13 protein-coding genes are annotated in these 15,086 nt (G+C 41.4%); 6 read left to right on the top strand and 7 right to left on the bottom strand.

Translation table 11 applies throughout. The features are described 5' to 3' along the window. Positions 1 to 29: 29 nt before the first annotated feature. From A2621_00210 to A2621_00200, 3 genes are read right to left on the bottom strand one after another with little or no spacing between them, the layout of a single operon-like run. The gene (locus A2621_00210) at positions 30 to 1,208 is read right to left on the bottom strand and encodes a hypothetical protein (protein ID OFW89347.1); all 1,179 of its coding nucleotides are present in this window, start codon (positions 1,206 to 1,208) and stop codon (positions 30 to 32) included. Continuing rightward, positions 1,195 to 1,803: a non-canonical purine NTP pyrophosphatase, RdgB/HAM1 family gene (locus tag A2621_00205; protein OFW89346.1), complete on the bottom strand. Its 609-nt coding sequence runs from the start codon at positions 1,801 to 1,803 to the stop codon at positions 1,195 to 1,197. The genes A2621_00210 and A2621_00205 overlap by 14 nt, the downstream gene beginning before the upstream one ends. Positions 1,804 to 1,807: 4 nt before the next feature. Then, positions 1,808 to 2,530: a ribonuclease PH gene (locus tag A2621_00200; protein OFW89345.1), complete on the bottom strand. Its 723-nt coding sequence runs from the start codon at positions 2,528 to 2,530 to the stop codon at positions 1,808 to 1,810. A 96-nt stretch (positions 2,531 to 2,626) separates the two neighbouring features. Here A2621_00200 and hrcA point away from each other — a divergent pair, with 96 nt between their 5' ends. The 4 genes from hrcA to A2621_00180 all read left to right on the top strand — a co-directional run bounded on the left by hrcA (position 2,627) and on the right by A2621_00180 (position 6,418). Beyond that, positions 2,627 to 3,664: a heat-inducible transcriptional repressor HrcA gene (hrcA, locus tag A2621_00195; GenBank protein ID OFW89344.1), complete on the top strand. Its 1,038-nt coding sequence runs from the start codon at positions 2,627 to 2,629 to the stop codon at positions 3,662 to 3,664. Between the two features lie 18 nt (positions 3,665 to 3,682). Then, positions 3,683 to 4,222 carry a nucleotide exchange factor GrpE gene (locus tag A2621_00190; protein ID OFW89343.1) on the top strand — a complete coding sequence of 180 codons (540 nt, stop codon included), beginning with the start codon at positions 3,683 to 3,685 and terminating at the stop codon, positions 4,220 to 4,222. Positions 4,223 to 4,346: 124 nt separating this feature from the next. Next, on the top strand, positions 4,347 to 5,432 hold the full coding sequence (locus A2621_00185) for a hypothetical protein (GenBank protein ID OFW89342.1): 1,086 nt from the start codon (positions 4,347 to 4,349) through the stop codon (positions 5,430 to 5,432). 89 nt (positions 5,433 to 5,521) lie between these two features. Further along, positions 5,522 to 6,418: a hypothetical protein gene (locus A2621_00180; GenBank protein ID OFW89341.1), complete on the top strand. Its 897-nt coding sequence runs from the start codon at positions 5,522 to 5,524 to the stop codon at positions 6,416 to 6,418. Here the strand turns inward: A2621_00180 and A2621_00175 are convergent. Both A2621_00175 and A2621_00170 read right to left on the bottom strand, forming a co-directional pair. After that, a complete protein-coding gene (locus A2621_00175; GenBank protein OFW89340.1) occupies positions 6,410 to 7,150 on the bottom strand; it encodes a hypothetical protein in 741 nt (246 codons plus the stop codon). The genes A2621_00180 and A2621_00175 overlap by 9 nt on opposite strands. A 14-nt stretch (positions 7,151 to 7,164) precedes the next feature. Further along, the gene (locus A2621_00170; protein ID OFW89339.1) at positions 7,165 to 9,996 is read right to left on the bottom strand and encodes an excinuclease ABC subunit A; all 2,832 of its coding nucleotides are present in this window, start codon (positions 9,994 to 9,996) and stop codon (positions 7,165 to 7,167) included. Between the two features lie 123 nt (positions 9,997 to 10,119). On the opposite strand from A2621_00170, the gene A2621_00165 reads away from it, so the two are divergent. Continuing rightward, entirely contained in the window at positions 10,120 to 12,438 is a 2,319-nt protein-coding gene (locus tag A2621_00165; GenBank protein ID OFW89338.1) for a hypothetical protein, read from the top strand. A 4-nt stretch (positions 12,439 to 12,442) separates the two neighbouring features. Here the strand turns inward: A2621_00165 and A2621_00160 are convergent, their stop codons facing one another. Next, a complete protein-coding gene (locus A2621_00160) occupies positions 12,443 to 13,693 on the bottom strand; it encodes a hypothetical protein (protein OFW89337.1) in 1,251 nt (416 codons plus the stop codon). Positions 13,694 to 13,857: 164 nt separating this feature from the next. Between A2621_00160 and A2621_00155 the strand changes: the two genes are divergently transcribed. Next, positions 13,858 to 14,097 (top strand): hypothetical protein, encoded by a 240-nt coding sequence (locus A2621_00155; GenBank protein ID OFW89336.1) that lies wholly within the window; start codon positions 13,858 to 13,860, stop codon positions 14,095 to 14,097. A 51-nt stretch (positions 14,098 to 14,148) separates the two neighbouring features. Here A2621_00155 and A2621_00150 read toward each other — a convergent pair whose 3' ends face one another. Further along, positions 14,149 to 15,084 (bottom strand): protein-export membrane protein SecF, encoded by a 936-nt coding sequence (locus tag A2621_00150; protein ID OFW89335.1) that lies wholly within the window; start codon positions 15,082 to 15,084, stop codon positions 14,149 to 14,151. Between the last annotated feature and the right edge of the window lie 2 nt (positions 15,085 to 15,086).

Below are 15,086 nucleotides of genomic sequence, written 5' to 3'. Positions count from 1 at the left end.
TGATATGATTTTCCGAGGTTGAACACAAGTTAGTTAGAGGGTGGACTTTCTGCTTCAAAGAGATAGCGCAGAATCCCATCCAGGCGTTGTCGACCTTCTTCTGTTGCCTTGAGGGTTGTGTCAGAAAGTTCGAGCAAGTTTTCTGTAATGAGTTTGTGGATTTTTTTTGTATTTGTTGATTCGGAAAAAGAATATCCCACCTGTTCAGTAAACTCTCTTTGATCTATCCCCTGCTTTAGGCGGAGCCCCATCATCAAGAATTCCTCACTTTTTGTTTTTCCTGAAATGACTCGAACCTCATGAGTGCCATCTTTTTTTAAAGAAACATCTTCCACCCATTTTTCAGGAGATCGATGTCGGCGGATGGCATATTTTTCTCCATCGATGGTGAGGCGGCTATGGGCCCCAGGGCCAATACCGATATAATCATGATAAAGCCAATAAGTCATATTATGTCGGGATTCTTGACCTGGTTTGGCATAGTTTGAAATCTCATACGACTCATAACCATGAGATCGTGTTATTTCTGCTGTGTGTTCATAAAGCAGAGCGCTCTGGTCATTTGTAGGTAGACGAAAATCGCCTTTGTGATAAGACAGGAAAAAAGGTGTACCCTCTTCAATGGTCAGCTGATAGAGAGAGAGGTGTCCATTGGCTAAAGAAATGGCTTCTTCGAGTTCCTGTTCCCATTCTTCCAAGGTTTGGTGGGGACGCGTATAAATAAGATCTAAACTATACCGATCAAATTTTGTACGGGCTGTTTCAATAGCTTTTTTTGCATCCTCCACGGAATGAGTGCGTCCTAAGAATTTTAACCCATTTTCTCTTAAGCTCTGGATGCCCAAAGAAACTCGATTGACCCCAACCTCTGCGAGGGCAGAAAAGTTTTTTTCTTCCACCGACGTCGGATTAGCTTCGAGCGTAATTTCCAAGTCAGGGCTGACGGTCCATGAGTTAGTAATTTTATGGATGAGAGTCTCAACAATTTTGGGTGGCATGAGAGAGGGGGTGCCTCCTCCAAAAAAAACACTCGTGACTATTTTATCAGAGGTTTTATCATGAAATGATAAAAGATCCGCAAGCAGGTTTTTTTCCCAGAGATCAACATCTATAGAGGCACGGACGTGACTGTTAAAATCACAATAGGGACATTTAGAAAGGCAGAAAGGCCAATGGATATAGACCCCAAAAGTTTTATTTTTCAACACAGATCTCTAAGAACTTCTGAAAGGCTATGCGCCGATGACTGACTGATTGTTTCTCCTCCAATGACATCTGAGCAAATGTTTTTTTATGGCCTTGTGGCATAAAAATAGGATCAAACCCCATATTATCTGATCCCCGGGCGGGCCAGACAAATTCACCATCAATTTTCCCTTCGAAAGAAAAAGCCCCCTGTTTGCCAGGAAAGCATAGGGCTATGGAACAAATAAAAGAAGCACGACGGTCAGGATGGCTATCAATAGCTAAAATTTCGTCATTAATTTTTTTCATGGCATGTTGATAGTCTTTTGAGGGGCCAGCCCATCGAGAGGTGAAAACACCAGGCTGTCCTCCCAGGGCACGGATAGACAAGCCCGAGTCATCTGCGAGAGACGGAAAGTTGGAGGCATCTGCACACGCTTGAGCTTTTAGAAGAGCATTGTCTTTGAAGGTTAAGCCAATTTCTTCAGGTTCGGGTAAATTCAGTTCTTGTAACGTGAGAATGCGAAGACCATAAGGAGCGAGTAGATTGGTCAATTCTACAATCTTGCCCTCATTTTTTGTGGCAATAACAATAGTATCTCCACGCTTTAATTTCACCCTATTAACTCTCCGTTAAAGCTTTTAATTGGTGTTCTGTGAGTTCTTTTATACCAAAATGAGCTAATTTTAAAAGAGCTAAAAATTTTTCTTCGGAAAAAGGAGTTTTCTCTGCAGTTGATTGAATTTCCACAATTTTCCCAGTTCCCGTTAAAACAAAATTTGCGTCCGCATCTGCGGTACTGTCTTCGACATAGTCTAAATCTAAAACCGGTACGTCATGATAGAGACCACAAGAGACAGCCGCGAGAGAGTCGGTTAGGGGAAAATGAGAGATAATTCCTTGCTCATATATTTTGTGCAAGGCCTCATGTAATGCTATGTAGGCCCCCGTGATAGAAGCGGTACGGGTCCCTCCATCGGCCTGAATAACATCACAATCTATATGAACTTGACGTTCACCCAAAAGGGATAAGTCAGCAATGGCTCGCAGAGAGCGTCCGATTAAGCGTTGAATTTCTTGAGTGCGGCCTGTTTGTTTCCCACGAGCCGCTTCACGATCGCTGCGTGTGTGGGTCGAGCGAGGCAGCATCCCATATTCTGCGGTGATCCATCCAGAGCCGGTGTTTTTCAAAAAAGAAGGTACTCTTTCTTCCACGCTGGCGGTGCAAAATACATGCGTATCACCTAACTTAATTAAGCAAGATCCTTCGGCATATTTTGCCACGTTTGTTTCAAGTGTGAGAGATCTAAGTTGATTCGGTGCTCTGCCTGAGGGACGCTTCATAAGTTGTAAGCTCGGTGATAGTTGACGTTTGCCGGGTGTATGGTTAGATTTAAGGTATCATTACAGCATTAATCATAAAAGTAAAGATATAACCCAATGAAACTTTTGAATCCACGTTCTTTAGAAATATTGCGCCATGTTGTTGATATGTATGTGGAAACTGGTGAACCCATAGGGTCTTTAACTTTGGCAGAACGTTTAGGTCATCAGCTTTCTTCCGCCACCATTCGAAACATCATGGCGAAGCTTGAAGATCTAGGGTTTCTCTATTCCCCTCACACGTCAGCAGGAAGACTTCCAACGGATGAAGGCTTGCGTTTTTTTGTTCATGGGTTATTGGAATCCAGCGAGCTTGCTTCTGACGATCGATCTTTTATTGAAACGCGGTGCTCGGAAAAAAATTTATCTCTTCCCCAATTATTGGGAGAAGTTTCCACCATTCTTTCTGGTCTCTCCACGTATGCTGGGTTTGTGGTAGTACCTCAAGAAGAAAAGATTTTGCGACATATTGAGTTTGTGCCCTTAGATGATGGGACAGCGCTTGCTATTATGGTGACCCACGACGGGGATGTGGAAAATAGGCTTTTTCAACTCCCACAAGGATTTTCTATTTCCCTCTTAATAGAGGCAGCTAACTACCTAAATGCGCGGCTTGCAGGGCGGACGTTAGAAGAAGCCAAAGCACGTATCGTCCAAGAGCTATCTTCTCATCAAGCTGATTTAGATGAGATCAGTCAGGAAATTGTCAAATCAGGGCTCGCTATTTGGAGTGGTTCTGGAAAGGGTGCTTCTTTAATCGTAAACGGCCAATCCAATCTTTTAAATAATGTGGAACATTTGGAGGAATTGAACGCTATTAAACATATTTTCTCTTTATTGGAAAAGAAGGAAAACTTGATTAATTTGTTGGATGCTTCTATGAAAGGGGATGGGATTCAAATTTTTATTGGTGCTGAAAACGAGTTTTTTCAGCATGTTGGATGTTCCTTGGTGCTCTCCCCTTATGAGAACAAACTGGGAAATGTGATGGGGGCGGTGGGGGTCATTGGACCAAAACGTCTGAACTATGGTCGCGTGATTCCTATGGTAAATTATACGGCGAAAATTTTAAGCCGATTGTTAAGTAAAAAATAAGGTCAAGGAGAATTTTAGATGGAAAATGAGAACAAATCTTCTGAGAAAAATATGAACCAAGAAGCAGAAGAAGTGACAGAAGAAATATCGGCAGAATCGACAGACACTGCAGAGGAAGTCATCCGTCTGAAGGATCAACTTTTGCGCACGATGGCGGAGTTAGAGAACACACGCAAACGGGCGGAACGGGAAAAGGACGATGTTCGGAAATATGCCATTTCTGGTTTCTGCAAAGATTTTCTCATCGTTTTGGATACGTTGGACCGAGCGTTAGAGAGTGTCCCAGAGGCAGAAAAACAAAGCGATCTTTTAAAGAATCTTTGTGAGGGAATCGGTCTCACCCAGAATGAAGCCTCTAAAGCTTTTGCAAAGCATGAAGTGAAAAAACTCAATCCAAAAGGGGAAAAATTTGACCCTAATTTCCATCAAGCGGTGGTGGAAGTCCCGACCGATGCGTATGAGCCTGGTCACGTGGTTGATGTTCTTCAGGTTGGATATGTAATTGGGGATCGACTTCTTCGCCCAGCCATGGTCACCGTCTCAAAAAAGAAAGAATAAAAAGGGGGCTATCATTTCATTTTTTAATTTTGGGATTGACGGCGAAGTCAGAAGAGTTTACACGAAAAGAACTTCTCTGTAAAATATGCAGAATTTTCAGAATAGAAGATAGAGTGTTTCTTCCATGGCGTCTGGTTTAAATTTAATAAAAAAAAGATTAGTTTTTGCCCTATTCATGCAGTTGTTTTTGTATGGATATACATGTACTTCAATGGCAATGGATGTTTGGCCAAAACTTTCAAAAGAAGTTGATAATTGCCAATGTATAGAAGCCTTCAAAATAGCAATTTCTGTTTTTAAATCAGATTCGTTTTATATTTATGAGCCTCCCGTTATTCCCAAAGATATTGATAGTAAATTAGTCCTTGAAACTTTGGAACTAGACATTTCAGGAGGGCATGCTCTTAGGGAAAATAAAGATATTTTTGAAAAAATTCCTAAAGTTTATGAATCTGGACACATCTATTGGCAACGCAAAACAAATCATGGATTGCGTCTTGTACTAGAAGAAGACAGTTATGGTTGGAGAGGATTTCAATATAATCTTTTTGCCCTTAATGAAAAAGTTTCTGTTAAAGAGTTTTTAGAAAAACTTGTGGACCGTACTCAATATAAATCTGAAAACATTCAATTTATTATGGGAGGATGGCGTCCCCCTTTAATTTTTGAAAATAATTACACAAAATGTTTATGGATTATAGATCTGGGCTGTATCTATGATTCTCTGGCAGATTGGAAAGTTTTTTCTATTGAAGAAGGCAGTATAAAGCAATGCTGCCGTATTCATTTTCGTCCAGAAGATAAAAAGGTTCTGAGTCTTCTTCCTCAAGAGGTGGGTCGACTTGATATGCTTCTTAACAAAACCATCGGAAATGGACGTGAAGAAGGTACTTTACAGCCAACAACCAGGTGGTTGATACCAGAGATAAAATATACCCTCGCTAATCTAGCGATGCGGCCTTGGACTCTCAAAGGGAGTGTGAATTCTCGTGAGCAAGTGGATAAAGGACTGAAAAAGTGGGCATGTAAATCAAAATTTAACAAAAAAATATACGAAGATATTTTACAACAATATCTCAAATCTCAACTAGCGTTAGCGCAATATTATCAATCTAATTTTGGAAAAAGTTCTGAAGATGCCCAGGTAATGGCAAAGAACTTTCTTGATATAATGTTTAGGTCCCATTATCACTTTAGGGCTGACAGCTGACTTTAAGGAAGCTAGAGTATAAGAATTGGAGAAGGGTGTGGAGCAGGAGATTGGAAGAGTTTGTATGAACTCAGGTATTTATAAAAAAGATGGATTATTTCGTCAATCCTACGGATTGCCTTGCAATGAAAAACTTATTGGAAGATCTCTATTTGGATCCGCTAGTTTCCCTCACAGAACCTAAAAAGGGGGCTATCATTTCATTTTTTAATTTTTTAAAAAAAGAAAAGATACGCACGAAAGCGGCTGCCAAGGTTTGGTCCTTTGTTTTAGATTCTGGAGAGACAGTTTTAATTCATGCGCGGGAAAGCGCTCGTACCAGCCGATTTCGTCTCAGCTGGTCAACGGAACAAAAAATATTTCTTCTAAGTCACCCTCCTTTTATACAGCAGAGGGAAATCGACTCTTTCTTGATCACCCATCAAGTCTGGATTCAAAGCACCTTAAAAAAAACACCTGAAGACCAGGTTGTGGAGGTGGGAGATACTTTCTCTTTTTTAGGAGAGTCATGGACGCTCAAATTTGATCCTCTGCGCAAAAAAGGAGTCTGGAAACAAGGGCGTGAACTTGTCATTGGCCAAGGGGTTTCTGATGTGAACAAGGCCATCGAACCTATTCTTAAAAAGGAGGCGCAAGAACGATTTAAGAGTTGGTCAGCGCAGTATGCTGAGCAGCTGGGAGCCACGTTTAGTCGCGTTTCCATTCGAGATGGGCGATCGAGATGGGGGAGTTGTTCTGCCTCGGGGACATTGTCTTATTCTTGGCGATTGGGTTTGGCGCCTTTAGAAGTGGCCCAGTATGTGTGTGCGCATGAAGTGGCTCACCTAAAAGAAATGAACCATAGTGCACGTTTCTGGTCTTTGGTGGCGCAGTTAGATCCCTCGTATAAAAAACATCGGGCTTGGCTCAAGAGAGAAGGAGGAAAATTAAAGTGCCTTTCTTTCGTGAACAAAGTCTCTGTATCTTGTCCAGATAATCTAGCTTGAAACTTTATCTCCCAGAATTGACTGTCCCCCATCAATAGCAAAATTTTGACCCGTGATATTTTTAGATCTTTCTGAAATAAGAAACTCGGCCATATGGGCAATATCTGTGGGTTCCACAAAGCGCTTAAAGGGGATGGAGGATGTTTTCGTTTCCATCTCTTCTTGGCTGAGCGCAGAAGGATCATAAATCTTACCGGGGCTGATGCTGTTAACGTTGATGTTAAAAGGGGCAAGCTCAAGAGCCGCTGTCCGCATAAACCCATTCAATCCCGATTTAGAGGTGGCATACGCCGACATGTTCGGAAGTCCTATTGACTCTCCCGCAATAGATGAAATGAAAACGAACTTTCCAAATCCTCTTTTTTTCATAGAGGGGATGCAATATTTAGTAAGTAAAAAGGCGCCCGTAAGATTGGTGTCCATGGTTTTTTGCCACTCCTCAAAGGAGAGAGATTCGATTGGGTGCCAAGGATAAATTCCAACATTATAGATGACCGCATCTATATGTTGATGTGCATCTAGAATTTTGGTTACAGTTGTTTTAATAGATTGTTCGGAGCATATGTCTGCTACATAAACATCTGGAGTGACTTTTAGCTTTGTGCTTAAAATCTTCAACTTCTCTGGAGTTTGACCCATAAGAATCAATTTTTGGTTTTCCATCGATTTGGCACAGGCTTGCCCAATCATACTGGTGGCACCAGCAATCAATATGGTTTTGGATTGATCCATTTTGTATTTTCTTTCTATCTTTTATCCAAATAAGGTTTCAAAAACTTTGCCGTATACCCTTGGGATGTTTTCACAATGTCTTCTGGGGTGCCTTCAGCGATAATTTCGCCACCTTTGTCACCCCCTTCAGGGCCCAGGTCAATAATCCAATCAGCGGTTTTGATCACGTCTAAATTATGCTCAATAACAATCATGGAATTGCCTTGATCCACCAACTCATGGAGGACTTCCAGTAATTTTCGAATATCCTCGAAATGGAGACCAGTGGTAGGTTCATCCAAAATGTATAGGGTGCGCCCGGTGGCGCGCTTGGAAAGCTCTTTGGATAGCTTGATGCGCTGGGCTTCTCCTCCGGATAAGGTGGTGGCTCGCTGACCAATTTCTATGTACCCAAGACCCACGCGCTGCAAAGTTTCAAGTTTATCCCGGATGCTGGGAACAGCTTCGAAAAACTTAAGCCCATCATCCACGGTCATATCCAACACATCTGCGATGGATTTATCTTTATATTTGATTTCGAGTGTTTCCCGATTGTACCGTTTCCCTTTGCATTGGTCACAGGTGACAAAGACATCGGGCAAGAAGTGCATCTCGATTTTGATGACACCATCGCCTTGGCAGGCTTCGCAACGTCCCCCCCTTACATTAAAAGAGAAGCGACCCACGGTGTATCCGCTGGCTTTCGCTTCAGGAAGCTTTGCAAACCACTCTCTCATGGGGGTGAAAATACCTGTATAGGTGGCAGGATTAGAGCGAGGCGTGCGTCCAATGGGAGATTGATCAATGTTGATAACCTTATCAATATGGGCAACACCATGAAGGGTTGTATAAGTGCCCCCTTTTTCCCGCGTTTTATTTAAAATACGGTTTAGGGCTTTATAGAGAGTTTCGTTCACAAGAGTAGATTTTCCCCCTCCAGAAACACCAGTGACACAAGTTAATTTTCCCAACGGAAAATCGACGGTCACATTCTTCAAGTTGTTGGCTGACGCGCCTTCTAAGCGAATAAATTTGCCATCAAACCCTGGTCGTCGCTTTAGGGGAATATCAATTTTCTTTTTTCCCTTGAGATAGGCACCGGTCAGGCTCTTTGGATTGTCGGCGACTTCTTGAGGAGTTCCTTGGGCCACAATCTCTCCCCCGTGTTTTCCGGCGTGAGGGCCCATATCCAAAACATAATCAGCTGCCCAAATCGCATCTTCATCATGCTCCACAACAATGACCGTATTCCCGAGATCGCGTAAATGTTTGAGCGTTCCTAAAAGACGATCGTTATCGCGTTGGTGAAGGCCAATGGAGGGCTCATCCAATACATATAAAACACCGGTGAGCCCTGATCCAATCTGAGAGGCCAATCGAATGCGTTGAGACTCTCCCCCCGATAAGGTGCCAGATGTACGGGAGAGAGTGAGGTATTCCAACCCCACACTTTTCAAAAAATTCAACCGATCCCTGATTTCTTTCAGAATACGGGTGGCAATTGTTTTTTCTTTTTCTGTCAGGAGAGAGCCTAAATCATCGAACCATTTGACAGCGTCTTCGATGGAAAAATCAGTGATCTGTCCAATATGATGATTTTGAATCTTCACACACAACGCTTCTGGCTTTAGGCGATAAGAAGAGCAGATTTCACAACACACACTGCTTTGATATTTTGAGAGCTCCTCACGCGTTCGTTCACTCTCTGTTGATTTCCAGCGACGTTCAAGATTGGGAATGACGCCTTCAAAAGGCTTTTGTAGTTGAACATCTTTTCCATAATCATGATGAATGGAAATTTTTTCTTTACCCGATCCATAAAGAACAATTTCCTGAATAGCCCGAGGAATTTTTTCAAAGGGTGTTAAAATGGACACGTGATAATGCTTAGCCACAGACTCTAGAACTCGAAAATAATATTCTTCAAAGGGGCCAAACCAGGGTTCAATGGCGCCCTCTCTTAAACTTAAGTGAGGGTTGGGTACCACCAAGCTTTCATCAAAAACCAGACGGACTCCCAGCCCATCGCACGACGGGCAGGCCCCAAAGGGACTATTGAAAGAAAAGAGACGGGGTTCTATTTCTTCTAGGGTAAAACCAGATTCTGGGCAGCAAAACTTTTCTGAAAAAAGAGTTTCTTCTTGGGTGTCCACATTTTCAGCAACAGCTAGGCCATCACTGAGCTTTAGGATGGTTTCCAAGGCATCGGCCAGGCGTTTTTCTATTCCTGACTTAATGACCACCCGATCCACAACAACGGAAATAGTATGTTTGACATTTTTATCTAAGGCAGGAATGTCACCTATCTCACAAAATTCTCCGTTGACTTTTAGACGCTGGAAGCCTTTTTTCTTCAACTCGTTAATTTCTTTTTTATACTCCCCCTTTCTGCCTCGAATAAAGGGAGCCATAAGGGAAAGACGGGTGCCTTCTGGGAGGGTGAGCAAACGGTCAACCATTTCTGAAACCGTCTGGCTTTGAATGGGCTTCCCAGTGGTAGGAGAATAAGGAATCCCAATTCTTGCAAATAGCAATCGCAAGTAATCATAAATTTCTGTAATGGTACCAACGGTAGAGCGCGGATTTTTAGAGGTGGTTTTTTGTTCAATTGAAATAGCAGGGGATAGCCCCTCAATAGAATCCACTTCTGGTTTTTGAGTCAGCTCTAAAAACTGGCGGGCGTAAGCTGAAAGACTTTCCACATATCGTCTTTGTCCTTCGGCATAAATGGTGTCAAAAGCCAAAGAAGATTTCCCTGATCCACTCACACCTGTGATAACGATCAGTTGGTTACGAGGCAAATCCACCGAGATATTCTTTAGATTATGTTCCCGGGCCCCTCGAATAGAGATAAATTGAGATGACATGGAAGAACTGTCGTAGATTTTGAGACATTCGTCAACGGTGAAATATTCAGAGGATTAAAGTATATAAAAGTTTTTTGTTCCATAATGTTGCGGTATAGTAAGGGTTGGGTGAAAGAATAAATTATGAATCTTGGGTATAAACATTCAAATAAAAGACACTTATTTTCAGAGGAAATTGTAAATTTCTTTAAATGTCGTTCTTACGAATTTCTAGGCTTTCTTCTGATCCTATTTGGGTTGTGTACTTTGTTAAGTCTAGGGACATATGATAACCAAGATGCTTCTTGGAATACCGTCAGAGAAATCGGTACCCCTCATAATTTTATGGGAAGCTTTGGCTCGTACCTTTCTGATTTTTTCTTACAACTCATGGGTGTATCAAGTTATTTAGTGGCCTCCTTATGCTTTGTCTGGGGGATACATGTTTTACTTTTCCACGAACTTTCTTATTTAAAGTGGCGGTTGGCAGGATTACCGCTCATGCTTTTTTGTTGCTCTGGTGGATTGGCAGGAATGGATTTTGGGTTTTTCATCAAAAGTGGAGGAGGGCTTGGAACAGCGATTCACAAAGGATGCATGTTCTTCTTATCAAAAATAGGTGTTCCAGCATGGATTTTAAGTTTGATTTTAATTCCTCTGGGAATAACTCTGTTTGTGATGATTTTGGGAGTCTCGAAAGAGATGTGGATTTCTTTTGGAAAGATGCTTCTGGGAACGATGGGATGGGTGTTTTTACAAACCAAAAAAATGATTCTCTTTTTTAGACGAAAAGAAACCCAACCCTCTCTTTCTTTTACCTCTCTCACTAAAAGTCATTCAGAAGCGACCCCTTCCGAGATCGAGGCTATTTCTGTGGACTTTGAGAAGTTAAGTGAAGAAATGATTTCTGAAAAAAGGAAACCAAAACTGGTCACTGCTCCGCTGAAATCTTTTTCTGCTACGCGCACAGTAAAGGGATATCAGTTTCCATCCTTAGATTTGCTGCAAAAAGATCCAAATTTTGGGCGGAAGGGAACTGAGCTATCTAAAGAAGTTTTAAAAGAAAACTCGGATCATCTGAAAAGAATTCTAGAGGATTTCGGTGTTCAAGGAGAAATACTGAATGCCTATCCAGGCCCTGTGGTTACTCTTTACGAATTCAAGCCAGCCCCAGGGGTGAAATCTTCACGCATCGTTGGATTGGCAGATGACATTGCACGTTCTACTAGTTCCCATTCCACACGTATTTCTGTGATGCCGGGAGTGAATGCTTTAGGGATAGAAATCCCCAACCCAACCAAAGAGAAAGTCTATATGCGGTCATTGTTAGAAGAAGATCTCTTTAATAATTCTTCTTTCAAATTACCGCTAGCTTTGGGGAAAAATATTAGCGGGGATCCGGTCATCGGGGATCTAAGTCGCATGCCTCATTTATTAATTGCGGGAACGACAGGCTCTGGAAAATCAGTCTCTATTAATACCATGATTATGTCCTTACTCTACCGGCTCTCTCCTGAGGAATGTAAGTTTATTATGATCGATCCCAAAATGTTAGAACTTTCTGTGTACGATGGGATTCCTCATCTTTTAACCCCTGTGGTGACGGATCCTCACAAGGCTGTCATGGCGCTAAAGTGGATAGTACGAGAAATGGAAAGCCGTTATCAAGTAATGTCAAAACTAGGGGTGCGGAGCATTGAGGGATACAATGAAAGAATCGAGCAAGCCCAAGCCAAGGGAGAAGTAATTAAACACAAAATACAAACAGGATTTGATGCTGAAACGGGTAAACCCATGTTTGAAGAGCATGCCATAGAGATGAAGAGACTCCCCTTTATTGTGGTGGTTGTGGATGAAATGGCAGATCTTATGTTGGTAGCCGGGAAAGATATTGAAGCCGCCGTTCAACGATTAGCCCAAATGGCACGTGCGGCGGGAATTCATTTGATTATGGCGACTCAGAGACCATCGGTGGATGTGATTACGGGAACGATTAAAGCAAACTTTCCTACCCGTATTAGTTTCCATGTGACGTCTAAAATTGATAGTCGCACCATTTTAGGAGAACAAGGTGCAGAGCAACTGTTGGGGCAAGGAGATATGTTATATATGAAACCAGGGGGGCGCATTGTGCGTGTTCATGGTCCGTTCATAGAGGATAAAGAAGTAGAAAGAGTGGTTCAATTTTTGAGAACACAGGGAGAGCCTGTATACGAAGAATCCATTGAAGAAGAGGGGTTTGGGTCAGGGACTTTCTTAGGGGAAGATAGTTCGGGGGATGAGCTCTATGATCAAGCTCTATCCATCGTTTTAAGAGAAAGAAAAGCATCTACCAGTTTTATTCAAAGACACCTCCAGATCGGGTATAATCGGGCGGCCCGGATTATCGAAAAAATGGAGGGAGAAGGAGCGATCAGCAAACCCAACCATGTAGGAAAAAGAGAAGTTTTGCTTGATCAATAAATCTCTATTCCTCAGTTGGTTGAGCAAAAAGGACAGAAACTATAGTGATCACCCCAGAAATGCTGAGATAAAATGCCGGAAATAGATCTGTCTTAAAAACACTGGAACAATATAAGCACAAAAAAGGAGCGGTTCCTCCAAATAAAGCTGTTCCTATGAGATAGCTGGATCCAGCTCCTGTTTGTCGTTCGCCGATGGGAAACAACCGTGCTATAAAAGCTGAACAAGGAGCCACGACTCCCATCGCCAGAAAGCTTAAAGTAATACGTCCTACCATGAGAGAGAAAAAAGTTTTTTCTGATAAGAACCATTGCATAATAGGCAGAGAGAAGAACACCAAAAGAAAAGAAGATCCCACCATTAAATTTTTTTCTCCGATTTTGTCCCCCAAATGGCCAAAGAAAGGCAGAACAAGCGCCCAAAAGAGCAGAATGACTACATTATGAGTAAGCATCGTATGGTCATGGACGAGAAAATCTGTGGAGAGAATAGAGTTAATGTAAATAAGAAGGATGTAAAAAGGAATATTGGCCCCAGCTGAGATTCCAACACCACAAAGAAAATTCCTTTTTCTTTTTTTAAAAATTTCTCGCACTGGTATTCGGAAGGAGGAAAGTTTTTTCTTTTTGTGCGAAGCAATAAATTGAGGTGTTTCTTCAAGATTATTTCTAAGTTTTAAAATACAGAGACCTAAGATTGCTCCCAGAATAAAGACAAAACGCCATCCCCATGTGGGATAATAAGAAACAAAGAAAATACCCAGAAGACTGGAAAGGGCAGCCCCTAGGAAGCCTGCAGAAAACAAAAATCCGCTGAAGAGAGACTTAGTATGAGGTTTTGCGTGTTCATTTAGGAAAATGGCGGCACCACTAAAGGCTGCGGCAGCGCCCATCCCTTGGATGGATAAGAGTAAAACCAGTAAAAAAGGGGCCCATAGTCCCAATATTGTATATCCAGGTAAAATACCAATAGAGAGTGTGGGGATAGAGATAAGCAAAACACTTGATATCAAAGAAGTTTTTCTGCCATATTTGTCCCCTATGTATCCAAAAATTATGCCGCCTAGCGGCTTCATAACAAACAGAGCGGCAAAAATTAACAGAACTTTGAGTTGTCTTGATTTTGAATCTACATCAGGGAAAAAAAGAGGCGCCATGAAAGGGGAATAATATCCATACAGGACAGAATCGAAAGTTTCCATTGCATTAATAGAAAGACCTGAGAGTATGTTCTTATATTTTTTAAAGAAATTCATGATTCCTGCGCTAGGTTTCCTTATGCCAGGAGCTTTTTGTGAAGTCAATTAATTAAAATTACTTAAATTACAATTGAGAATTGGAAGGATATATAATTTTTTAGGGATTAAGAGAATCTTATGCTAAAAAGTAAATAGTTTATAGAAAACGGGAGAGGCTATTTATGGTAGAAAAAAGAAAAATAATAAAACCCTTTCCGGAGGGATCAGAGCAATCCGAGGGTTCTCTTAAGAATAAAAACAATCTCAGATTTTTTGTGGATCGTAGTTCAGAGACAGTGGAACGGACCCTTACCGTTATGTACAAGCTTCAGCAGGAAATTAACCAATTGAAAAAGGGGCTTATTAAGGCGGATAATGAATTCCAAGATTTAAGTCATTTTATCCAAGACGACAAAAAGTAAAATAAAGATCCTACCTTGAAAACTTTCACACCGCGTTAACCTTATTAAGGATTAAGAAGGTGTGTAAGCAGAAGGAGATTCATCTTCTTTTTGTCGTACCGTCATGCCTAAGGTGAGCAAAAGTGGGGCGGCAAGACAGATGGAAGAATACGTACCCACAGCGATTCCGATGAGAATAGGAAGGCTATACTCCGAAATTATTTTTCCTCCAAACAAATACAAAAACAATAATGATAATAGGGTAGAGGTAGAAGTCAGGATTGTTCTAGTTAACGTATCATTGATGGATTTGTTAATAAGATCTTCTAATTTTGTTATTTTATATTTTCGAAGATTTTCACGAATTCGATCATAAATAACAACCGTATCATTAATGGAATAACTAATGGTGATCAGAATCGCGACAATGGTAGAAGCATTAAATTCAAGTCCAAAAACAGTATAAAGCCCAAGAACGGCAACCGCATCATGAAGCAATGCAATTATAGCACAAACACCAAAATTCCATTCAAATCGAACCCATATATAAATCATCATGGCGAGAATAGCCCATCCAACGGCCTGAAAAGAATTTGAAATAAGCTCTTCCCCCATTTTAGGGCCGACGCTTTCAATACGACGATATTCCACATCGGTATCAAGGGTTTCTTTTATTTTTTCAATAACGACAAGCTGCTCTTTTTCGCTTCTATTTTTTTGATCCAGGCGAATAAGAAGGTCTTGAGAGGTCCCAAATTCTTGAAGGGAAACGTCACCAATATCAAGGTCATTCAACTGTTGCCGTATTTCAGGCAAATTAATGGGAGAAGGAAATCGCACTTCCATTAATGTGCCTCCTGAAAAATCGATACCATAATTTAGATCGTTTATGAAATAGGCACCGATACAGGCCACAGTAATAAGCCCAGATACGATATAGTTGATAAATCTCATCCGGATGAAGTCGATCTTGAGGTTTGAAGAATTAAATCGAATGCCTGCAAACATGG

This window comes from Alphaproteobacteria bacterium RIFCSPHIGHO2_01_FULL_41_14, assembly GCA_001767855.1.
Taxonomy (GTDB): domain Bacteria; phylum Pseudomonadota; class Alphaproteobacteria; order UBA7879; family UBA5542; genus 2-01-FULL-41-14.
This window is presented reverse-complemented; position numbering and strand designations above follow the sequence as displayed.